Annotated in this window: 23 protein-coding genes; 17 read left to right on the forward strand and 6 right to left on the reverse strand. The window is 57.7% G+C overall.

Annotated features, from left to right (window positions below):
- Positions 1-24: 24 nt before the first annotated feature.
- Together ACOTTU_RS00975 and ACOTTU_RS00980 are read right to left on the reverse strand one after the other, a co-directional pair.
- Positions 25-555 (reverse strand): adenine phosphoribosyltransferase, encoded by a 531-nt coding sequence (locus ACOTTU_RS00975; protein WP_425655722.1) that lies wholly within the window; start codon positions 553-555, stop codon positions 25-27.
- An 11-nt stretch (positions 556-566) separates the two neighbouring features.
- Positions 567-1,187, reverse strand: coding sequence for a LysE family translocator (locus ACOTTU_RS00980; protein WP_425655723.1), 621 nt, complete (start codon positions 1,185-1,187; stop codon positions 567-569).
- Between the two features lie 263 nt (positions 1,188-1,450).
- On the opposite strand from ACOTTU_RS00980, the gene ACOTTU_RS00985 reads away from it, so the two are divergent.
- On the forward strand, positions 1,451-2,155 hold the full coding sequence (locus tag ACOTTU_RS00985) for a hypothetical protein (RefSeq protein ID WP_298913465.1): 705 nt from the start codon (positions 1,451-1,453) through the stop codon (positions 2,153-2,155).
- A gap of 32 nt (positions 2,156-2,187) precedes the next feature.
- Here ACOTTU_RS00985 and ACOTTU_RS00990 read toward each other — a convergent pair whose 3' ends face one another.
- Positions 2,188-3,063: an S-methyl-5'-thioadenosine phosphorylase gene (locus ACOTTU_RS00990; RefSeq protein ID WP_425655724.1), complete on the reverse strand. Its 876-nt coding sequence runs from the start codon at positions 3,061-3,063 to the stop codon at positions 2,188-2,190.
- 130 nt (positions 3,064-3,193) lie between these two features.
- On the reverse strand, positions 3,194-4,588 hold the full coding sequence (locus ACOTTU_RS00995) for a hypothetical protein (protein ID WP_425655725.1): 1,395 nt from the start codon (positions 4,586-4,588) through the stop codon (positions 3,194-3,196).
- 222 nt (positions 4,589-4,810) lie between these two features.
- Here ACOTTU_RS00995 and ACOTTU_RS01000 point away from each other — a divergent pair, with 222 nt between their 5' ends.
- Positions 4,811-6,445: a SulP family inorganic anion transporter gene (locus tag ACOTTU_RS01000; protein ID WP_425655726.1), complete on the forward strand. Its 1,635-nt coding sequence runs from the start codon at positions 4,811-4,813 to the stop codon at positions 6,443-6,445.
- A gap of 60 nt (positions 6,446-6,505) precedes the next feature.
- Here the strand turns inward: ACOTTU_RS01000 and ACOTTU_RS01005 are convergent, their stop codons facing one another.
- A complete protein-coding gene (locus tag ACOTTU_RS01005) occupies positions 6,506-7,333 on the reverse strand; it encodes an endonuclease/exonuclease/phosphatase family protein (RefSeq protein WP_425655727.1) in 828 nt (275 codons plus the stop codon).
- A 111-nt stretch (positions 7,334-7,444) separates the two neighbouring features.
- Positions 7,445-8,050, reverse strand: a complete 606-nt coding sequence (locus ACOTTU_RS01010; protein WP_425655728.1) for a flavin reductase family protein — start codon at positions 8,048-8,050, stop codon at positions 7,445-7,447.
- An 89-nt stretch (positions 8,051-8,139) separates the two neighbouring features.
- Here ACOTTU_RS01010 and ACOTTU_RS01015 point away from each other — a divergent pair, with 89 nt between their 5' ends.
- The 15 genes from ACOTTU_RS01015 to ACOTTU_RS01085 all read left to right on the forward strand — a co-directional run bounded on the left by ACOTTU_RS01015 (position 8,140) and on the right by ACOTTU_RS01085 (position 21,738).
- Positions 8,140-8,649, forward strand: a complete 510-nt coding sequence (locus ACOTTU_RS01015; RefSeq protein WP_298913452.1) for a GNAT family N-acetyltransferase — start codon at positions 8,140-8,142, stop codon at positions 8,647-8,649.
- A gap of 36 nt (positions 8,650-8,685) precedes the next feature.
- Positions 8,686-9,447 (forward strand): EcsC family protein, encoded by a 762-nt coding sequence (locus ACOTTU_RS01020; RefSeq protein WP_298913449.1) that lies wholly within the window; start codon positions 8,686-8,688, stop codon positions 9,445-9,447.
- A 126-nt stretch (positions 9,448-9,573) separates the two neighbouring features.
- Positions 9,574-10,029 carry an NUDIX hydrolase gene (locus ACOTTU_RS01025; protein WP_298913445.1) on the forward strand — a complete coding sequence of 152 codons (456 nt, stop codon included), beginning with the start codon at positions 9,574-9,576 and terminating at the stop codon, positions 10,027-10,029.
- Between the two features lie 79 nt (positions 10,030-10,108).
- Complete coding sequence (locus ACOTTU_RS01030) at positions 10,109-10,534, forward strand: DUF1178 family protein (RefSeq protein WP_425655729.1); 426 nt, start codon at positions 10,109-10,111, stop codon at positions 10,532-10,534.
- Positions 10,535-10,538: 4 nt separating this feature from the next.
- A complete protein-coding gene (locus tag ACOTTU_RS01035; protein WP_425655730.1) occupies positions 10,539-11,174 on the forward strand; it encodes an SDR family NAD(P)-dependent oxidoreductase in 636 nt (211 codons plus the stop codon).
- A 175-nt stretch (positions 11,175-11,349) separates the two neighbouring features.
- Positions 11,350-12,588 carry an aspartate kinase gene (locus ACOTTU_RS01040; RefSeq protein ID WP_425655731.1) on the forward strand — a complete coding sequence of 413 codons (1,239 nt, stop codon included), beginning with the start codon at positions 11,350-11,352 and terminating at the stop codon, positions 12,586-12,588.
- Between the two features lie 104 nt (positions 12,589-12,692).
- The gene (gene ptsP, locus ACOTTU_RS01045; protein ID WP_425656430.1) at positions 12,693-14,879 is read left to right on the forward strand and encodes a phosphoenolpyruvate--protein phosphotransferase; all 2,187 of its coding nucleotides are present in this window, start codon (positions 12,693-12,695) and stop codon (positions 14,877-14,879) included.
- A gap of 800 nt (positions 14,880-15,679) precedes the next feature.
- Entirely contained in the window at positions 15,680-16,528 is an 849-nt protein-coding gene (locus ACOTTU_RS01050) for a hypothetical protein (RefSeq protein ID WP_425655732.1), read from the forward strand.
- Positions 16,529-16,671: 143 nt separating this feature from the next.
- Entirely contained in the window at positions 16,672-18,186 is a 1,515-nt protein-coding gene (locus ACOTTU_RS01055) for a YfjI family protein (protein ID WP_425655733.1), read from the forward strand.
- The gene (locus tag ACOTTU_RS01060; RefSeq protein WP_425655734.1) at positions 18,183-18,530 is read left to right on the forward strand and encodes a hypothetical protein; all 348 of its coding nucleotides are present in this window, start codon (positions 18,183-18,185) and stop codon (positions 18,528-18,530) included. The genes ACOTTU_RS01055 and ACOTTU_RS01060 overlap by 4 nt, the downstream gene beginning before the upstream one ends.
- Positions 18,527-18,796, forward strand: a complete 270-nt coding sequence (locus tag ACOTTU_RS01065; RefSeq protein WP_425655735.1) for a hypothetical protein — start codon at positions 18,527-18,529, stop codon at positions 18,794-18,796. Before ACOTTU_RS01060 ends, ACOTTU_RS01065 begins: the two co-directional genes overlap by 4 nt.
- A 512-nt stretch (positions 18,797-19,308) precedes the next feature.
- A complete protein-coding gene (locus ACOTTU_RS01070; protein WP_425656432.1) occupies positions 19,309-19,851 on the forward strand; it encodes an HGGxSTG domain-containing protein in 543 nt (180 codons plus the stop codon).
- 1,101 nt (positions 19,852-20,952) lie between these two features.
- Positions 20,953-21,138: a hypothetical protein gene (locus ACOTTU_RS01075; RefSeq protein ID WP_425655736.1), complete on the forward strand. Its 186-nt coding sequence runs from the start codon at positions 20,953-20,955 to the stop codon at positions 21,136-21,138.
- A gap of 154 nt (positions 21,139-21,292) precedes the next feature.
- Complete coding sequence (locus tag ACOTTU_RS01080; RefSeq protein WP_425655737.1) at positions 21,293-21,478, forward strand: hypothetical protein; 186 nt, start codon at positions 21,293-21,295, stop codon at positions 21,476-21,478.
- Between the two features lie 56 nt (positions 21,479-21,534).
- Entirely contained in the window at positions 21,535-21,738 is a 204-nt protein-coding gene (locus ACOTTU_RS01085; protein WP_425655738.1) for a hypothetical protein, read from the forward strand.
- Positions 21,739-21,755: the final 17 nt, after the last annotated feature.

The raw sequence follows: 21,755 nt of genomic DNA on the forward strand, positions 1-21,755 counted from the left end.
ATCCTTCCAGGATTTGGTTGGTTCCTAGAGACCATCGAAGGCGCAAAGTGCGTTAACTTCCATGCCCAAGGCTTCGAGTTTGGCGCGACCACCCAGTTTCGGAAGATCAATGATGAAAGCACAGGAAACGATTTCACCGCCCAGTCTTTCAATCAGCTTGATACCGGCCTCCGCTGTGCCACCGGTTGCAAGCAGATCATCCACCACCAGAACCTTTTCCCCCGGCTGGATTGCATCGTCGTGGATTTCGACAATGGCTTCACCGTACTCCAATGAATAATCCTGACTGATCGTTCTGCCGGGCAGCTTGCCTTTTTTGCGGATCGGCACAAAGCCGACCGAAAGCTGGTGCGCAATGGCACCGCCAAGGATAAAGCCGCGCGCTTCCAGACCCACGACTTTGTCAATTTCAAGCCCGGCGTAGGGATGCAGCATCTGGTCAATCGCCATGCGGAAGCCGCGAGGGTCCGCAAAGAGCGTCGTGACGTCGCGAAACATGATGCCTTCATGTGGGAAATCCACGATCGTACGGATGTAATCTTGAACAGTTTTCATGCGATTTGCCTTCAGGTTGCGCGGCGCAGCGTGGCGGTCAGGAGGCCCATACCAATCAAGGTGGCACCGCCAGCACGGGTGATCCATGTGAGAATATTTGGTTTCGAGATAACGCGGCGCAGCCGATCGGCAAGCAGAGCATAGGCCAAAGCGTTGATACCCGCGAGAGACACGAAAGTTGCGATCAGCAGAATGAACTGAGGGGCAAGGGGCGCATCGGGGCGTAAGAACTGCGGTACGAACGCAATGAAAAAAGCAATGGATTTGGGGTTGAGAGCAGTCACCGCAGCGGCGTGACGGAAGACACCACGCGCATTTACCTCTGCAATCGGCGCCATCTCTTCACGGGGTGCCGACCGGATGAGTTTGAAGCCCAGCCAGACCAGGTAGATGGCTCCCAGCCATTTGAGCATGGTGAAAAGGGTTGCCGAGGCCAGGACAAGCGCGCCCAAACCCGCCAGTGACGCGGTCATGGCAATCAAGTCTCCGACTGCAACACCTGCGGCGGAAGCCACGGCCACGGATTTTCCTTTCGAGAGCGCGTAGCTCAAGACCAAGAGCACCGTCGGCCCGGGGATTAGCAGGAGAGCGGTGGAAGCCGCAACGAACGTCAGCCAAAGATCGAAAGACACCGTTTACTCCTTCACATGCGCCGCAACAGTAGTTCCAGTTTCCAGCGGCAACATCAACCCGGTGTGCCTGTGACTTTGTTCACAGACATTTTCCCGTAAACGTAGAATCATGCAGCATATTCCCGAATTTTATTCAAATGGAGAATAGTCATGCGTGCTATCACTGCTCTAGCAATAGCTGCCTTTTTCGTTTCAACTGCTGCCGCCTATGCTGCCTGTCCTGAAGGTTACTACAATTGCGGCAGCAACCTGTGTTGCCCCCAATGACCGCCCTGGACACTGACGATAAACCCAAACCCGCCAAAAGTGTCGACTACAAGTTCTGGACGATGACGGCGTTGGTTCTGACCGTGTTGGCGTTCAATGTCACCGAGAGTGTGCTGCTGGATGCTGACGAGGCTGATATCAGCTATGCCCGCTTGATTGTGCCTGCCAACCGCATTTCGGATCCCTATCCGGGAGATGTCTTTGTCTACAGCCACAAGAACGAGAAATTTGAAGACAGCAAGTTTTGCTCACTACAGAGTTTCTCAGCGGATCGTCCCCCTATTGAAGACAGGCTCTCTGCGTCCAACATCTGGGGCAGCAGTTTGAACGAGACGCTTGCAACCGTCGGGGAATATGTTCCCAAGAAAATTGCAAGCTGGGTCACCGTCAAAAGCCCTGAGAAGAAATGGACCTACTTCAAACAGCACCGTACGGCCGTCAATGCGCCGATGGATCCGGCTTGTCTGCAAACCGTTGTGGCGGCGTCAACAAACCCGGATCTGACACCTTTTGTCGTGGACTCGATCTACGAGGTTCAGGATACCAATGGGCAATCGAAATGGGTGCGTTTTGCAAATCCCCTGATGATTGACCCCGCGACCTGTTCAGATTGCCCCCAGCCCAAGACCCTTCATGATATCGTGCAGGCGGACGCTTTTACGCGGCTCAAAGCGAAGTTGAACATCGTCAAGATTTACTGATAGTTGCGCCGCATTGATCGCGGCGCGACGCATCAGGGCAAGACGCGCCCCGCCACGCTATCCAGTTTTGCCATGACAGATGGATCGCGCGCCTCCGGGGCGGTCAGGATCGCATATTCGAGCGCGCGATCGCAGCCATGGGCACATGCCGCACGGTCCTTTCCCAGGAGTTTCGGCAAACGCCGTACGAGGTCACGGCCCTTGTCTGCATTGCCCATGAGGGTGGCGATGATCTGGGTTACGTCCACTTCGCCATGATCGGGGTGCCAGCTGTCGTAATCGGTGATCATGGCGACGGAGGCGTAGCACAGCTCGGCTTCACGGGCGAGCTTGGCTTCGGGCATGTTGGTCATGCCGATCACATCCGCGCCCCAGCTTTCGCGATACATGCGGGATTCGGCCAGCGTCGAAAATTGGGGTCCTTCCATGGCGAGATAGGTCCCCCCCCTGTGCACCGTGATCCCCGCGTCCCGGGCGGCGGTTTCGCAGGCATCGCTCAAACGCGGACAGGTGGGATGCGCGACGGAGACATGGGCGACACAGCCCGTACCGAAAAACGACTTCTCGCGCGCGAAGGTGCGGTCAATGAATTGATCTACAAGCACAAAATCCCCCGGCGCCATCTCCTCCCGAAACGACCCGCAGGCGGAAACAGACACCACATCCGTACAGCCCAGACGTTTGAGCGCGTCGATGTTCGCACGGTAAGGCACGGTGCTCGGACTGTGCACATGGCCGCGCCCGTGCCGGGGCAGAAACGCCATCTCAACACCATCCAGAACACCCGTCAGAATGGCATCCGATGGCGCGCCCCAAGGGGTGTCGACACGGGTCCAGCTGGCCTCCTCCAGCCCGTCGATATCGTATATCCCTGATCCGCCGATCACGGCGATCTTTGTCTTGCTCATGTCTGGGAAGGCTCCGAATTTGCACGTTTCTCGGCGGGATGGTGGCGGGGATTTGAGGGGAAATCAAGCGTATGACATCCGTGCACAACCTGTGCACAGGCCGTGCACCGAATTTGTGCATTGTTTGGCTTTAGTCGCGCCGGATGATCCCGGTGATGGCCGCCGCGCCGAGGGCGGTGACGACCCAGCCCGCCAACGTAAAGACCCATCGCAACCACCACAGATGCCAGCCCCAGAAACCGCGTGTGGTCGAGGGGGCCCATGCAGCGGTCTGTCCGATGTCGACAATGGGAATGACCAGATCGGCGGCATAGGCATGGGGGCTGAAGCTCTCCCAATCCTGTCCTTGCGCGCCTTTCTCGGACCATAAGAGCGCGGGGTTGGCCGGGGCAGGCTCAGACGCGAACCGCTGCCAGTCGTCGGAGAGCAGGACCGGGCCGGAATTGGGCGCGAAGGAGCCTTCCTCCCACGCGAGATGGGCAACGGTCGTGGCGCTGAGCCAAAGGACCAATAGCGCCAGCACGCTTCGGAACGGGCGGTGGCCATAGCCCACGACCGCCTGCAGGAAATACGACCACAGGATGGTGAGGTAATGGATATTGGTGACGGTGATGCCTTCTGACACCTCGCCATTATGCAGGCGCCAGCGGGTTTTGAATTTTTCGCGATAGAGCAACCGCTCCCGCTCCGCCAGAACGGTCCGGGCTTGGGCATCATGACCCATCTCGCGCAGGACCTTTGCGAGCTGGGTGTAGGGTTGAGGAGAGAACTCACCATTCCAAGTGCTGCCTTTGGCCAGCCAGTCGAGACGACGCGCGGCATCGGTCGGCGCCCCGCTGATGCGGTCGTAGGTGAATCCGTCGAGGATGAGTCGGCCCGCCCCGGGCCAAGATGTCAAGTCATCGACCAGATCGCCGACATAGGCGGCGGTCAAATTAACACTCCCTTTTGAAAAACTGGCACTCCGCCAGATCAAACCTTCCCTGATATGTGCCCTTTGCATGGTCAACGCATGCCCGTTTGTGGCGGAGAATGCTGCCTCCTCGCAGGAAAGCTGCCCGCCGATCTGCGCACCGGAGAGGGTGACCTCGCCGCTGGCCGTGATGTCGCGCAATAAGACACCACCCCTCACCTTAATCCCCTGGAAGCTTAGCACGTTCAAGGTGCTGCCATTCAGCACCAGCAAGTCAAGTTTGCTTTGCTGAGCGATGATGTCCTCGGCAAATCTGCACCGTATCAGTACCGTCGCCCTGCGGGCTTTTTCAAAGCTGAGATCGAGGGTGCCGGAGACACAAGCGCCGTAAAGCCTGACGCCCCAGCCATGGACGTGGCATGCCTCGCAGCCGCCGAGGATCAGGTAGCGCAGCACCTCGGCGCGGACCTCGCGCGTGGCGTCATCTGCGCGGGGCAGGCCACCCAACGCGCAAGACTCACCTGCCATGCAGGCGGTGAGGAGTTTCTCCTCCGCCTCCGTCGGGCCGCCCAGAAGATCGTCAATGTCTTTTCGGGTGTGGATGAGGGGCAAGGGCGGCTCCGATCTGGGGTGGGCTGATCGTCGCGCGGGGCGGGTTTGAAATCAAGGGCGCGCAGGGGGCAGCACCCTCTGGCATTAGGGATTTGTTAGCCATGCGCGGCTAACGATCCCGAGGGGCAGGGTTTTCATTCCGTCCCAAACCGTCTAGGGAGCGGCGCAAGAGGATTTGGCCCGCGCCTGTCCGCAAAGTGACCCTACATCAGGATTTTCCCCATGGTGCGAACCACGTTCCGCAGCTTTACCAAGAACCTTGCAATCACTGATTTGCGCTGGATGCCCGAAGACGGGTTTTCGCCAGCGCGCCTGCGCATCGAGTTGCTATCGGGTCTGACGGTCGCATTGGCGCTGGTGCCCGAAGCGGTGGCCTTTGCCTTTGTGGCAGGTGTGCACCCGCTGGTGGGGCTTTACGCGGCCTTTCTGGTGGGGCTGATCACGGCGCTGATTGGCGGGCGTCCGGGGATGATTTCCGGGGCCACGGGGGCGTTGGCGGTGGTCATGGTGGCGCTGGTGGCGCAGCATGGGGTGGAATACCTCTTTGCCACGGTGGTTCTGATGGGGTTGTTGCAGGTCTTTGCGGGCGCGATGCAATGGGGCAAGTTCATCCGGCTGGTGCCGCATCCGGTGATGCTGGGCTTTGTGAACGGGCTGGCGATCGTGATTTTCCTCGCGCAGCTCAGCCAGTTCAAGGTGCCGGGCACGATGGTTGATACCGGTCATGGCATGGGCGGGGGCGAATGGCTGAGCGGGCAGCCGCTGTTCTTGATGCTGACGCTGGTGGCGGCGACCATGGCGATCATCTGGGTGATGCCGCGCATGACCAAGCTTATCCCCGCACCCCTGGCAGGTATCGGGATTGTCGCGGCGGTGGTGATCGGTTTCGGGCTGGACGTGCCGCGGGTGGGGGATCTGGCCTCGATTCAGGGCGGGCTGCCGACGTTGCATATTCCGATGGTGCCGCTGAACTGGGAGACCTTCGAGATCATTTTGCCCTATGCGGTTATTCTGGCTGCGATTGGATTGATCGAGAGCCTGCTGACGCTGAACCTTGTGGGGGACATGACCAACCAGCGGGGCGGTGCGAGCCAGGAGTGCATCGCACAGGGTGTTGCCAATACGGTCACGGGGTTTTTCGGCGGTATGGGCGGTTGTGCGATGATCGGCCAGTCGATGATCAACGTGAAATCCGGCGGGCGGACGCGGGTGGCGGGGATCGCGGCGGCGGTGTTTTTATTGCTTTTCATTCTGGTGGGGTCGTCGATCATCGAGCTTATCCCGCTGGCTGCATTGGTGGGTGTCATGTTCATGGTGGTGATCGGGACCTTCGCTTGGAACAGCCTGACGATACTGCGCAAGGTGCCGCTGACCGATGCTTTCGTGATCCTGCTGGTGACCGTGGTCACGGTTTATGAAGACCTTGCCGTGGCGGTGGTTGTTGGCGTGATCGTGAGCGCGCTGGCTTATGCGTGGAACAATGCGCGGCGCATTCATGCCAGGACCCGGGAGTCGCTGACCGAGAAGGGGGCCAAGGTTTACGAGATTACCGGTCCGCTGTTTTTCGGCTCATCCGATGGCTTCATGGAGCTGTTCGATGTGGCGGGAGACCCGGACACTGTGATCGTGGATTTTGCGGACAGCCGGGTTGTGGATCAGTCTGCCTTGCAGGCGATTGAGGCGCTTGCCGCGAAATACGAGGATGCAGGCAAGAACTTGATGCTGCGGCATCTCAGCCGCGATTGCCACAGACTGTTGCAAAAGGCTGGTCAATTGATGATCGACAGCGATGATGATCCTGACTACGAGCTGGCCGTGGATTATTCGGTACGTACCGGCATTCTGGGTGGTCACTGACGGCGTGCGGCGCTGTTGGCCTGCGGCCAAGGCGCCCCGCCCGCCGTCCCGTCAGGGGCATCAGTAGATTTTGAAGCTGGCCACGAAGGGCAGGTGGTCTGAGACGCCTTTGCGGAAAGCTTCGCGGCCCATGTCCATGGTCCAGTGCATCGGAAAGAGGCGCAGGCTCCCCTTGATATAGTCAGTGGAAAAGTTACGGCTGACCGCAAACCCGTCCAGCAGATTGGCGCGGCCCTTTTCGAGAATATGCGAGAAGCGGTCCTGCAGATCCCAGCTTGAGACAAAATCCATTGCGTCATCGCCACCCAAGTAGTGAAAGTTCGATACATCCTGGCCGGGGATCATATTGAAATCCCCCATCAGGAAGATCGCCCGCCGTTTCAGGCCCGGGGTCTGGTGAATTTCCGCAATGTAGTCGCCAATCACCTTGCACTGGCTGTCGCGGGTCTTTTGTTCGTGACGACCGCGCCCGGATTTCAGGTGGACACCGATGACGATGGCCTTGAGTTTGGCGATCTTCACATCCACTGCAAACGCCTGCCGCCCGCCTTTGTAGGCGCCTTCGGAGCCGGGAATGAAGCGCGGGTTGGTCACTTCGATGCCGGGTTTATGAAGAAAGCCGATGTGGATATGGCCGCTTTGCTGGGGCAGCATCGTGTGATTGTATTCGACGCCGTATTTCTTGAGTTTCTCGACCAGCGTCGTGATGTAATTCTCCGGCGATACCTCCACCAGCGTCACGAATTCCGCATCAAGCAGAGCCAGCCCCTCGGCCTGTTTTTCCGCCTTTTTCGAGCGTGCTGAAATGCCCACAGGCTGGCCGGGTCTGGTAAAACCGGCGAGGTTCCAGACCGCCGCGCGAATGATGGAATGGTTGAAATTCGTCATAGTGCCCTCCGCAAAATTGAGCGCGGTCAGCAGCAATACCGAATTCGCAGCCGCGCACCACCCAGTCTAGCACAGGTTGTGACAATGTTGCGTTTTGCGTGATCTGAGGGCTCAGTCGTCCGGGCGCGCAAGCTCAAAAAGGTCGGTCACACGTGTGTAATCACGGTACCCCAGACGGCTGAGCGGCTGATAGGTGCGCACGTCGAACCGCCCGTCGACAAGCGTGTCATCGCGGATATGCACGCCGACCACTTCGCCAAAGACCACGAAATTGCTGGCACCCTCGATTTGCACGATTTGCGTCATCCGGCATTCCAGCGCAGCGGGGGCCCCGGACACGCGGGCGCAGTCGATTTGCGCGCAGTCGGCAGGCTCAAGACCCGCTGCGGCAAATTCATCCACGTCTTTTGGCAGCGCCTCCGATGAGGCATTCATCGCGTCGCGCATCGCGTATTCCACGATATTCACGCAAAAGACGCCGGTGGCGCGGATGTTGGCCACGGAATCCTTGGTATCGCCCTGATCCGGTTTGTGACTGGTGGAGGCGAACATGACCTGCGGTGGCGTATAGGCCACGCCGTTGAAAAACGAATAGGGTGCGAGGTTGTTCTGGCCTGCCGCATTGCGCGTCGAAATCCAGCCGATGGGCCGCGGCGTGACAATGGCATTGAACGGATTATGGGGCAGGCCGTGGCCGTCCTCGGGGCGGTAGAACATTGCTTTCTCCTGATCGTTTGCAGGCCATGTAGCGCATGTGCTAGGGGCGGACCACCGGAAACCCTCAGCGAGACACTGCGGCGGCGCTTGTGTATGAATTAACTGTCGAAACTGCGCAGGATGTGCATGAGGTGGAAGCCCTGTTTGACCTGTGTTTTGCACCGGGGCGCGAAGCTTTGTCCTCATATCGTTTGCGCGATGACATCGCTTCTGTTGCCAGTCTCAATCAGGTAGCGCGCGATCCGGGTGGCATTCTGGCGGGCGCAATCCGTTTCTGGCCCGTACGTGTCGGCTCGGTCGCAGCCCTATTGCTGGGCCCGGTTGCGGTGCATCCGACGCGGCAGGGCGAGGGGCTGGCGGCCCGGCTGATCCGTGACGCGCTGGAGTGCGCCAAATCCCAAGGTTGGGCCCGCGTGATGCTGGTAGGCGATGCCCCCTATTATGCGCGTTTCGGGTTTACCAGGCTCGACGATGTGGTGATGCCACCGCCGACAAACCCGGACCGGGTTTTGGGCCGCGCATTGCAGCCGCAGGCCTGGCAAGGCGTTGTGGGCGAGGTGTCCCGCTGGCAGGGGACTATGCCTTCTGGATTGAAATAACGTCGATTGCGCCCATCTTGAAGGAAAGGGGCACATATGAACGACATTACGAAGTTTCACCCGGTCGACGTTGACAAAGAGCTGGACGCCTTGGCGCATCGCTACAAACGCGCGGGCGGTGGTGCGATTGAACTTTTGAACCTTGTGGGCGGCCGCGCCGAGGGCTTGCTGGAGCGTTTGCCCGCACCTGCGCGTTCGGGATTGCAGGACGCCACGCGCAGCGCGCTGGAGCAAGCGATGAAGCTGGCCCATTCGAGCCGCGACATGGTACCGGATCAGAAAAGCTGGCTCAACACGGCGGTCGGGACTGCAATGGGGGCCGTTGGGGGCGTGGGCGGTCTGCCCACAGCGCTGGCCGAATTGCCGGTCACCACCACATTATTGCTGCGGATCATTCAGGGTGTTGCGGTGGAACACGGGTTTGATCCTACCGAGCAGAATGTGCAATTTGACTGCATTGAGGTTTTTGCCTCAGCCGGACCCCTGTCGAAGGATGACGGTGCTGATCTTGGGTTCCTGTCCGCGCGGGTCACGTTGAGCGGAGCGGCGCTGCAAGGCATCATCGCCCGGGTAGCGCCCCGGTTGGCCACGGCGATGGGGCAGAAACTGGCCGCCCAGACCGTGCCCGTGCTTGGGGCCGTGGCGGGGGCGGCGACGAACTATGCCTACACGAATTACTATCAGGAAATGGCGCATGTGCATTTTGGTCTGCGCAAGCTGGCCATTGATGCAGATATTCCTGTCGAAGATCTGGCCGCGCGCCTGCAATCGCGGATGCAGTCCCGCGATCTGACCTGAACCCGAACGCGGCCGTTGATACCGGTGGCGGCGCATCATTTGTTGGCAACTGCGGGGTTATCGGGCATGATCGGCGCATAGACCGTCCCAAGACGGCAACAAATCGAGTACTGACGTGAACCGGCGATGATCAAGCAGCTTCCCATATCCTTGCAAGGGGCACGCAAAAGCGAGCTGCGCACGCAGTTTGCGGCACTTTGCTACCGGGTACGCAAGGGCGATGTGCAGGTTCTTTTGATCACGTCGCGCGGGTCGCAGCGCTGGATCGTGCCCAAAGGCTGGCCCATGGACGCGATGACCCCGGCGGATTCCGCGGCACAGGAGGCCTGGGAAGAGGCCGGCGTGCGCGGTGCCTCCGATGGGCGCTGTCTGGGCGTTTTTTCCTACAGCAAGGAGACCGTGGCATCGGGTGATTTGCCTTGTCTGGTCATGGTCTTTGCCGTGCGGGTGGAGAGATTGTCCAAGGAATATCCCGAAGCAGGTCAGCGCAAGCGCAAGTGGATGTCCCGTAAAAAGGCTGCGAAACGGGTTGACGAGCCGGAATTGGCGCGGATTTTGCAGGACTTTGATCCGCGCGACTGAAACCGAGTTGCTTGACGTGGCAGTTGGAAAGCCCCATTTCATAATCAAATGTTAACGGCAGCGGGATATTTTGCGCACCATGATCCAATACGCGCTCAAATGTGACAAAGGGCACGGGTTTGACAGCTGGTTCCAGTCGGCGTCGGCTTTTGACGTTCTGGACAAGGCCGGTCATCTGTCTTGCGCGATTTGCGGCAGCGAGGAGGTGACCAAGGCGGTGATGGCGCCGCGCGTGTCGAGTTCTGCCGAAGAGGTGCCGGAAAAACCCCTGACCCAGACCCGCAGTGATCAGGAAAAAGCGCTGGCCGAGATGCGCCGCCATGTGGAAGAAAACGCGGACTACGTGGGCCCGAAATTCGCCGAAGAAGCGCGCTCTATGTATCTGGGGAGTACGCCCGAGCGGGCGATCTACGGCGAAGCCAACGGGGCTGAAGCCAAGGCGCTGATTGAGGAAGGCATCCCGGTCGCACCTCTGCCGTTTCTGCCCAACCGAAAGGCAAACTGATCTTATGAAAATCGTGATTACCGGGGCCAGCCGGGGCATTGGCGCAGGCATGGCTGCGGCCTACCGCGCGCGCGGGGACGCGGTTGTGGGCACGACGCGTGACGGGCCGCATGTGCTGGATGTGACCTCGCCGGAAAGTCAGGCCGATTTTGCCAGATCATTGGCGGATGCGCCAGTTGATTTGCTGATCTGCAATGCGGGCGTGTATCTGGACAAAGGCGACGCGCTGGACACCGGGTTTGGCGCTGATCTCTGGGCGCGGAGCTTTGCCACAAATGTCACGGGCGTTTTCCTGACCATTCAGGCGCTTTTGCCAAACCTGCGCGCGGCTTCGGGCAAGATCGCCATCATCTCCTCGCAGATGGCGTCCCATGAACGCGCGCCGGGCGGCAGCTACATCTATCGCGCCTCAAAAGCCGCCGTTTTGAATGTGGGCCGCAATCTGGCAACCGAACTGCGCGCCGACGGCATCGCAGTGGGCATCTATCATCCGGGCTGGGTGGTGACGGATATGGGCGGCGCGGGAGCTGACATCACGGTCGATCAGGCGGTATCGGGCCTGGTGGCGCGTTTTGATGCGCTGGACATGGCTAGCACTGGCTCGTTTTTGACCTGGGATGGACGTGTTCACCCCTATTGAGCCGGGGCTCTTGTCAAAATGCGGCGGCTGGCGCCGCCACGCGATGCTTTCAGCTGCGTCCCGCAGCTGGTCTGGCGCAGGCTGGTGAAGATTTCAAAATAAGTTGCTTTTGCGAAGCCTTGTGGTTCCGGGCATGAGCGCGTACACCCGCCGCGATTGATGCAGGGGACAAGACATGCCTGTTCTGGTGATGAAATTTGGGGGCACATCCGTTGCCACGCTGGACCGGATCCGCCGCGCTGCAAAACGCGTGGGCGTCGAGGTTGCGAAGGGCTATGACGTGATCGTCATCGTCTCTGCCATGTCGGGCAAGACCAATGAGCTGGTGGGCTGGGTGGGTGAGACCTCGCCCCTGTTTGACGCGCGCGAATATGATGCGGTTGTGTCGTCGGGAGAGAATGTCACTGCCGGTCTGATGGCGCTGACCTTGCAGGAAATGGACGTGCCCGCGCGCAGCTGGCAGGGATGGCAGGTGCCGGTGCAGACGACCTCTGCGCATTCCGCCGCCCGGATCGAGGATATTCCCCCTGAAAACATCATTGCGAAATTCGCCGAAGGCATGAAAGTTGCCGTGGTTGCGGGATTTCAGGGCGTGAGCCCGGAGGGGCGGATCACGACGCTGGGACGGGGTGGATCGGATACCACGGCGGTGGCCTTTGCGGCGGCCTTCAACGCCGAGCGCTGCGACATCTACACGGATGTGGACGGTGTTTACACCACCGATCCGCGGGTTTCCGCCAAGGCGCGCAAGCTGGACAGAATTGCGTTTGAAGAGATGCTGGAACTGGCGTCACTAGGGGCCAAGGTTTTACAGACGCGGTCGGTGGAACTGGCGATGAGATATAAGGTGAAGCTGCGGGTCTTGAGCAGTTTCGAAGAGCAATCTGACGACGCAGGCACGCTGGTGTGCGACGAGGAGGAAATCATGGAAAGCAATGTGGTGGCCGGTGTGGCCTTTTCGCGTGACGAGGCGAAGATGACCCTTGTCTCTGTTGCCGACCGTCCCGGGATCGCGGCCAAGATTTTCACGGCTCTGAGCGATGGCGGTGTGAATGTGGACATGATCGTGCAGAACATCGCCGAAGAGGGGCGCACGGATATGACCTGGTCCTGTCCGACCGATCAGGTGGCGCGCGCGCAAAAGGCTGTTGAGGACGCCAAGACAGATGGCATCATCAACTATCAGGAGGTGATTGCCGACAGGGATGTGGCCAAAGTCTCGGTTGTGGGGATCGGTATGCGCAGCCACACTGGCGTTGCGGCGAAGATGTTTGAGGTGTTGAGCGCTGAAGGCATCAACATTCAGGTCATTACGACATCGGAGATCAAGATTTCGGTGCTGATTGACCGGAAATACATGGAACTTGCGGTGCAGGCGCTGCATGATGCTTTCGAGCTGGAAAAAGCCGCCTGATCCCCGTCTGATCGGGGGCGGGTGTCTTTCTAGGGAGGGAAGCACGCGTGGCTGAACGTCTGGAGACCGGATCGCGCAAGCTGCTGGGGCGGCTGCGGGATGCCATGGCGGGCGATGTCGAAGGGCAGGCGCGCCTCAACAAGATCACCCACCTGATCGGTGACAGCATGGGCTGCGAGGTCTGCTCGATCTACCTGTTCCGGGATGAGGATACGCTGGAGCTTTGCGCGACCGAAGGGTTGAACCCCGATGCGGTGCACCAGACGCGCATGAAACTGGGCGAAGGGCTGGTGGGCCAGGTCGCCAAGAAACGTCAGGTGGTCAACACACCCGATGCGCCACAGGCGAGGGGTTTCCGCTATATGCCGGAGACCGGGGAGGAGATATTCTCCAGTTTCCTGGGCGTGCCGGTGCAGCGGTTGGGCGAGGTTCTGGGTGTGCTGGTGGTGCAGTCGAAATCTGCGCGCGCCTATTCCGCCGATGAGGTCTATGCGCTGGAAGTCGTGGCGATGGTTCTCGCGGAAATGACGGAGCTTGGTGCTTTCGTGGGCGAAGGGGCGGCGATGTCCGCCCGGCACCAGCAACCGGTGATGTTCAAGGGCACCGTGGGTCAGGAGGGGGCCGCCGAAGGCCATGTCTGGCTGCATGAGCCGCGCGTTGTGGTGACAAATCCGATTGCGGATGATCCGCAGCGCGAGCTGGAACGCCTGAACGAGGCGATCGAAGATTTGCGTGTGGGTGTCGACAAGATGCTGGAAATCGCCGGAAATCAGGACAAGGACCAGTTGCAGGTGCTGGAAGCTTACCGGATGTTCGCCAATTCCAAAGGCTGGATGCGCCGGATGGAGGAGGATATCGCCAATGGGCTCTCCGCCGAAGCGGCCGTCGAGAAAGAGCAGTCGCTGGCGCGTGCCCGCATGGGGCAAGTCACCGATAACTATCTGCGTGAAAGGCTGAGCGATCTTGATGACCTCAGCAACCGGCTGCTGCGCATTCTGACCGGGCAGGGGGCCGATACCGGTGCCGAGATGCCTGCGGATCCGATCCTGATTGCCCGTAATATCGGCCCGGCGGAATTGCTGGAGTATGGGCGCGGGCTCAAGGGGATTGTGCTGGAACAGGGTTCGGTTGGCAGCCACGCGGCGATTGTAGCACGTGCGCTCGCCATCCCTCTTGTGGTGCACGCCAACCGGGTCACGACCGAAGCGCTCAACGGGGACCACATCATGGTCGATGGCGAGCAGGGGATCGTGCACCTGCGCCCGGATGACAACGTCGTCACCGCCTTTCGCGACAAGATTGCCATGTTGGCGGCGGCACAGGAACGCTATGCCTCGATCCGGCACAAACCCGCTGAGACGCAGGACGGCGCTGTCTTGTCCTTGCAGATGAATGCGGGCCTGATGGCCGATTTGCCGTCTCTGCAGAATTCGGGCGCGGAGGGTGTGGGGCTTTTCCGGACGGAACTGCAGTTTCTGGTACGCAACCAGATGCCGCGCCGGTCAGAGCTGGTGGCGCTTTATGAACGCGTGCTGGATGCGGCCCAGGGCCAGCGGGTGGTGTTTCGCACGCTGGATATCGGGTCCGACAAGGTGCTGCCCTACATGAAGCCGAATGATGAGCCCAACCCAGCACTGGGCTGGCGCGCCATTCGGGTGGGGCTGGACAAGCCGGGGATCATGCGGATGCAGTTGCAGGCGTTGATCCGGGCTGCTGACGGACGCCCGCTGACGGTGATGTTCCCCTTCGTGGCGCAGTTCGAGGAGTACCGCGAGGCCCGCAAGCTAATGGAAAAGACGCTCGCGGCGGAAAAACGTCTGGGCCATGTATTGCCGGAGACCATCGAAGTTGGAGCCATGCTGGAAACGCCGAGCCTGGCCTTTGCCCCGGCGAAGTTTTTCGAAGAAGTTGATTTCCTGTCGATTGGCGGCAACGACCTCAAACAATTCTTCTTTGCCGCTGACCGTGAAAACGAACGCGTGCGCCGCCGTTACGATACGCTGAACGTTTCCTTCCTGAGCTTTCTGGAACGGATTGTGGAACGTTGCGATGCGACGGGAACCGCCCTGTCATTTTGCGGCGAAGATGCCGGCCGCCCGGTTGAAGCGCTTTGCTTGGCGGCCATCGGGTTGCGCAGCCTGTCCATGCGTCCAGCGTCGATTGGTCCGGTCAAAAGCCTGCTCAGGCGCAGTAACCTCGAGGAAGTTCGAAAAGTGATTGTTGACGCACGTCATCGCGGCGAAATGTCGGTGCGCCCCTCAATCATGGAATGGCTGCGCAACCAGAACTGATCCTGCCTCCGGCCTGCGTAAAATGACCTGACTGGCGTGCTTGTGCCATGACCAAAAGTTGACCAAGGGACGATCCAGTCGACCCTTTTCAGCACCCCCATGCGTCGCGTCTACTGCTTTGAAAAGGTATTCGATCTAGCCGGTCTCGGATATGGTGTTCTAAAGCACCGATAGAGTGATCTCGTCTTGCTTCCGCAAATACAGTGGTTTGCGTGCGGTTGGCTTCGTTCACATCGAAGAGTGCACGGGTTCAGCATTGCACGCCGAAGCAGAGCAAAAAAAGAACGTGAATGGGTGGATATGTGGGTGGAGATCGTTTCTACCCATACTGTGATGCACGCTAAGTTACTGATTTTAAATGGAGGCGAGTACCGGAATCGAACCAGTGTACACGGATTTGCAAGAGTTAGAAAGTTACTGAAAAATCAGTGTTTTATGTTTAGACAGAAGCTGTTCTTTCGCGGAACATAGCATGAATGTTTAGACGAAATCGGGCTGCAATTCTGTCTCAAAGAAGTGGCAATAAATACACGATTTTCCCGGAATGGGAGCCAAGCAAAATCGATTTTAGTGGTGACTTGCCTGATAGGTGCACTTTATAAGTGTGAGGCTAGTGCTAATAAAACCGTGGAGTGGACATGCAGTTCAGAGCGCTGCTCGCAATTGTCTGTATCGTGTCAGGATGTGCGAAAATCCCAGATGCCTCGTCGCGTTACTATTTGACTGAGAGTGCTTTACGGGTCGACGTTACACGCAGCCTTACATGCGACAATGGCGGCAACTTGAGAAATTCTTATACGGTGAGCCCGATGATTTCTAACTCGGCTGATCTGAATGCTGCCTATGAGCTTGATTTTAGCGAAATGAAAGGGCCATTTACCGACCCGACAATTGCTGTGACTTATTTCTCTGATGGAAGATTAAAAGGGATTAATGCCACGCAAACGGGCGTCGCGAAGCAAGTAATTGAATCCTCTTTGAAAACAGTAGCATCGACGCTCCGAGCTGACGTACTCAAAGACAGAGTGGACGACTTTGATCCATGCGCAACGATCAAGAAATTGGGCGTCAAAAATGTGTTAACTTTGGAATACTCTGCCGAAATAGCCGTTTCTTCTGCCGCTCGACAAGAAATCTCGCCTATCGGGTCAAGCCAATATTACCACGATCTTTTTGCTGATAAAATCGGCGATTTGCATGCTCACGTTGAGTGGTCAAAAATCCAGCGCTTGAAACCGCCGATCACACACGACACGGAAAATTCCTTGGTGACGTTGACAGCGCGGCAATTGAGTAAGGTAAGTTTTGGTATTCACACAACGCTGAAAAACAGCGAACGAGACAACATCTGGCAAGGAGCTGTTTTGATGGCGCTGCCGGGAAATGAATATCAAATACCCATCCCAAAGAAACCAGCATTTGGAACGCAGGAATTTGAAGTGTTATTTGCGGATTCGGGAGCGCTTGAAAAACTCAAGTACGCTTCGACTTCTGGTACCAATGAAGCGGCTGGCTTGGCAGGCACAGTTATTAGTGAAATTGAGGGTCCGTCTGCAGCGCAGGAAGCTGCGGCAATCAAGGCCGAGGCTGATCTAATTCAACAGCGTCAGCGATTAGCGAACTGCCGTCTTAATCCGGCGAACTGCTAGCACCCATGTCGGAAATTACTCGCAATCGAAATCGGTTTTCGCTTTGAGGTTCGGTTCACCAATTTACTTAGCATTACGTTATCCCTTGTGCCCGCCCCTGACGGCCAAGATTGGAACGATGTTCTGCAAAGTGGGAAGGCGGCATGACTGTTATTCAACCGCAACCTTTTGTCAGCGAAGGCCCGCAGCCCCTTGTGCGTGAGATACCGCAGGGGGAGGCATACCCCGTTCATGCCCTTGGGCCGCTCCGGGAGGCCGTAGAAGCCGTGCAGCGGGCTACACAGGCCCCTGTTGCCATTGCGGCGCAGTCGGCCCTGTCTGTGGCGTCTCTGGCTGTTCAGGGTCACGCTGATGTTGAGACGTTAGCAGGCTATGCGCCGATATCTCTGTTCTGCCTGACGGTCGCACAATCAGGGGAGCGCAAAAGCGGTTGTGACAAACTGGTCATGTTTGGCCTTCGAGATATCGAGCGGGGGCGCGCGGCTGACTACCGCGAAGCCATGGCGGATTGGGATGTCTCCAACAAACTCTGGTCTGCTAAGCGTGATCGATTCATCAAGGAAGCATCGGGCAAGAATGTTGCAACCGCGTCCAAGGCAGAGGCAGACCTAAGCGCTTTGGGGCCAGCACCGGCGCAACCCACATCGCCCAAAATGACCACATCAGAACCGACGCTAGAGGGGCTGGTGAAGCTGTACCTAACAGGGCAACCGAGCCTTGGCCTGTTCTCCGATGAGGGCGGCGGGTTTCTGGGCGGTCATGCCATGAACTCAGACAACAGGCTGAAAACTGTTGCTGGCCTTTCTGGGCTTTGGGGCGGTGATGCGCTTGACCGTGTGCGTGCCGGTGATGGGGCGACAACGCTGTACGGGCGACGTCTTGCTGCGCACCTTATGGTGCAGCCGGTCGCAGCCCGTCCGCTGCTATCTGATCCGATTGCAAGCGGTCAGGGCTTCCTTGCCCGGTTCCTGATAACCGAACCCCCAAGCGCAATAGGTACAAGGCTCGCGACGAATGCGGGCGCGGAAAGTGAGGCGATTGTCGCCATGTCGGCGCGCCTCTCGACGGTCCTTAGCGCCAGCCTGCCCACCTGCGAAGGCAACCCCCAGGAACTCGACCCGCGCCAGTTGCGGCTTTCCAGCGAGGCCAAGCGGCTTTTGATCGGTTACTATCAAGCCACCGAAAGAGCGCAGGCCCCAGGCGGTGACCTTGAGCAAGTGAAATCCTTTGCATCCAAATCCCCCGAACAGGCCGCGCGGATCGCGGGGGTTCTGGCTCTCTGGTCTGACCTTGGTGGCCATGAAGTAACAGCGGAGCAAATGACCGACGCAATCGAACTGGCGCAATTCTATCTTGGCGAGGCAAAGCGCCTATCAGAGGCGGCCACAGTCTCAGAGGAAGTTGACAAAGCGGAAAAGCTGCGCCGGTGGTTGCTGGATAGCTGGCCGACTATTGCCACCAATAACAACCGCGACCCAAGCAACATTGTCCCTCGTGACGTGGTCTACCATGGGCCGGGGTCACTTCGGGAAACTGCGACCGCACGCAAGCTGATGGCTGTGCTTGCCGCTTATGGATGGCTTATGCAACTCGACACCGGCGCGGTGGTTGATGGTAAGTCCCGGCAAATCGCCTACCGGATCGTGAGGCCAGCATGAAACTGTTTGATCCTCGGGCCGAGTTGGCAAAAATCCAGAATCAAGCCGAAGCCCCTGCGACATCTGCGACATCTGCGACACAGACCCCCGAAAACGCCTCTCATGTCGCAAAAGTCGCAAGTGTCGCAGCCCCTAAGTCCGAAATCCTGAATTTCGCACCGCGTTCCCAGTCCAGCATTCCGAGCGATTGCAGGCATGGTGTTGCGCTGGGCGGGCGGCCCAAGACATGGACCGGTAAGATAGTCTCATTGGATGATTGGCGCACCCTGACCGAGTGGGAAAAGCACGGTCCAAACGGACGGCAATGGAATGGGGTCACCAAGCAATGGGAGGTGTCGGAATGATGCGCACGCCTATGACGACAGATCAGCAAAAGGGAATGGTGATGGCCATTCTGATCGACATGAACCCCGAAGATGTTTGTGGCTATCTTGAGCATGTTGGCTTTGACGTGCTAGCCCTGAGCAACCCCAAGGAATTACCCGATGCATGGTTAGGCCACTATCGGCTTGGGCAGGGCACCTATGACGTGGAACGCGCTGCAATGGACCTCCTCACATGGCCCCCGATATCCCGCCGCGTGTTCGAATTGCAGCAGGCAAAAGGTTAGCCACATGATTTGTGAACACCAAAAGCAGACCTGCATTTCAGACCTGCCTAAATGGGTGGGGCAGACCGTCAGCGTGATGGGGCGTGTCGTAATGATTGACCGGACACCGCAACCCCTTGGCGGTAGTAGGGCATGGTTTCTCTGCCCGGGGTGTGACCGTAGATGCGCTATCCTGTATCCGCTGCATTGCCGCAAATGTCTTGGGTTGCACTACCATTCGGAAACCCTAAGCCCTTCTGACAGAGCAACTCTGAGGGCGATGCGCTTGCGGCATAATCTTGGGCAGACAGAGCGCGGCCTACAACACCCGATACCGACAAAGCCCAAATGGATGCGTTGGCACACCTACTTTGCCCGCCGCGCGCAGATCAGAGAAGCCGACGAAAAACACCTTGTGGGAATGGTCAACTGTCTGAAAGCAATGCGGCGTGTATAATCGGAAGCCAAAAGAGCGAGGCCAACCCTCGCAGCCGAAAACCATTTCAACCGTGACGGGGCCACAACTAAAAGCGATGCGCCGTGCACAGAATTTCAGTCAAACAGAAATGGCGGAGCGTATTGGGTGCAGCCGTTGCGCTATCAGCTATTGGGAAACACAGCTAGAAGTGATGAACACGAAACGGATCAAGCGGGGCGTGCCAGCGCATATGTTAGAGGCTCTGGGTTATCAGGTTTTGAAGAATTATTGCACACCTATGCGCGCACGCGGGGATGGGGTATTAGACGGTTGGCGCGATATCCAGCAAGAGGCGCTTGACCGTGCCGTTGCCCGCGAAAACGAGCGGCTTGCCACCAAGGAAGCGCATGAGGCTTCGCGAGCACGCGTATACTGCTCAGCAAAAACCCGGAAGGGCCACCCATGTCGCTTGAAGTCCGAACCCGGTAAGCGCCGCTGCAAGTTCCATGGTGGCATGTCCACAGGCCCCAAAACAGCAGAGGGCAAGGCGCGGATCGCGGAGGCTCAACGGGTTAGATGGGCGGCCTACAGGGCCGAAAAGCTATCTGATATGATGGAAAGCTCCTTTCCAGCATTCAGGAAAGCAATGCCTGGGTAGTTAGCTCTACGATGCCCAGCAATATCAATCGGCTGACCCGCCTTTGGATACAGATTTATTGGGAGCGCATAAATGCCTGCACCTGAACCAGACACGATATTTTTTGAGGAATACGAGAGGAGGACGCTTGTGTATTTCCAGCGTTATCTATGGTCCGGCAGGTATGCCAACAGAGCCGCACGGGCAAAGAAGATAATGCAGAGGGTGAATCGCGGCACGTGGGCTTGTCGGTGGTGCGGTGATGAACTGGAGGTCCATAAGCGGGCGGACGCGCAATATTGCAGTGAAGGGTGTCGCAAAAGAGCGGCTAGGTCACGACGAAACGATCCGGCCCGAAAGGTTGTTTAATTTCAATAGATGTTCCCGTCTGATGTACTTAGGAAGTCAAGTTGCCTGACCCTGATGAATGCCTGATCTGGATAGATGAACTTGACCCACCCCGTGTGCGGATTTCATGGTCCTATTATCCATGGCAGAACGGCGCACATGTAAAGAAACGTGCCCATCAGCTAACCCTCAGGTATTCAAGAGGATGGCATTGCAAGCGCTGCGGTGAACTAATGCCCGTGTGGAAACGCATCGACGCCACCTATTGCACCGAGAGTTGTCGGAAGATGGCTGCCCGAAAGCGCAGGCAAGACCGGAGGGTGAATAATAACTATTGAGCTTAGAGCGGCAGCCATTGAATCACGCATCGTGCAAGGGTTCGAAGTGTCTGACTAATTCCGCGAGACCCGGTTTTTGACAGAGTTTAACGGCAGTCTTGTGGCTAAAGCCTCGCGTAGAGGTCACCGGGAAGCGCGTCTCACCACGGCTCGCAGACAAAGCCTCTCAGATGATTGCAGTCGCCATTACAGACCCGGAGTTATTCAAGGCATTTCTGACAGGTGCTCAGGCTCCGAAGCTGGAGGTAAGGGTTATGCCTTGGTTGTTGCTGTATTTGGTGGGCGGTGTGCCGGGGGTTGGCCAATAGAGTGGCGTTGACAGTTAACTGCTATCATACAGTGGGATACAATGTATCAGATCGGCACTTGATCCTCATAAGCATAGGTGTGTTTACGTATTGCTTCAAATAGATTTGAAAGATACGCCAGCCCTGAAATGTTTTTGAAAGCGACGACCGTGAATCTAGCAGACGTCATACAAATTGCCGAAAGAGTTGTGACGGAGTCTGAGGAATTGGGCTTTTGCAATACAGCAGATGCCATGCGGCAGGTGTTGAAGGAAATGACGCCGTACAGTCGGCAAGAGATGGCCAACGTCAAGTTTTCTATTAATTTACGTTGATTGAGCCTGCGTAAACTTATGGCACAACATCTAGCGCCGACAACGAGCAGATGCGCGAAATTTTGCCGATACGTGGAATGCAGTTTACCACTTGTTAACGTTGATTAGTCAAATCTGCCGTTGTCGCCCGGCTGTTAATAAAAGAGGAAAAAAGATGGCAGAAGCAGACCTTTTGAACATCATTGAAGTTGTCGCGCAGGACGCTGAGGCACTCGGGTTCCCGAAAACTGCCATGGCATTGTGGCGGATTGTCCAAGAGAATAATGGCCTGCAAAACGGCCGAATTTGCCCGCTGGGCAACACATCTGCAACACACAAATCAAGCACACTTTTAAATTGACTATTTGTTAATCAATGTCGAATCATGGTGTATTCTCATGAAACGAAAGGCGCGCCATGCAGAAGCAAAGTTGGTTGCTGGATCAGATCAAAGAAATTGAAAAGGCAGCAGAGGAGACGGGGCAGGAAAGCCTGACACTTGGACTTAAGCATGCACTTATTGTGTGTGCACAAGAGGCGGATGCTATCACTGAAGATCCAGCGGTCCAAAAATTCCATTCAACTCTGACAAGCGCGAAAAGTCGCACTCTTGCAAACTGAGCTGGCAGCGAACGATA

The sequence above is a fragment of the Roseobacter sp. EG26 genome (assembly GCF_049830555.1).
Lineage (GTDB): Bacteria > Pseudomonadota > Alphaproteobacteria > Rhodobacterales > Rhodobacteraceae > Roseobacter.